This is a genomic window from Burkholderia sp. SIMBA_062 (assembly GCF_046534765.1).
Taxonomy (GTDB): Bacteria; Pseudomonadota; Gammaproteobacteria; order Burkholderiales; family Burkholderiaceae; genus Burkholderia; species Burkholderia ambifaria.
Genome location: NZ_JAWRYD010000665.1, coordinates 1 through 232 on the forward strand (window position 1 = coordinate 1; position 232 = coordinate 232).

The following is a 232-nucleotide window of genomic DNA, read 5'->3' on the forward strand; positions in this document are numbered from 1 at the left end:
CTGCGCCTCCAGGCGCGCGTGGCAGAGCAGGCGGGCAAGGAAGCGGGCCTGTTCTTCCCGAGCGGCACGCAGAGCAACCTCGCCGCGCTGATGGCGCATTGCGGACGCGGCGACGAATACATCGTCGGCCAGCTCGCGCACACCTATAAGTACGAAGGCGGCGGCGCGGCGGTGCTCGGCAGCATCCAGCCGCAGCCGCTCGATAAAGCCGCCGACGGCTCGCTGCCGCTCG

General features: G+C 70.7%; 1 protein-coding gene. It reads left to right on the forward strand.

The window, feature by feature from the left end:
• Positions 1–232, forward strand: a 232-nt coding sequence (locus SB786_RS37845) for a beta-eliminating lyase-related protein (protein ID WP_410731788.1), incomplete at both ends; no start/stop codon positions are given.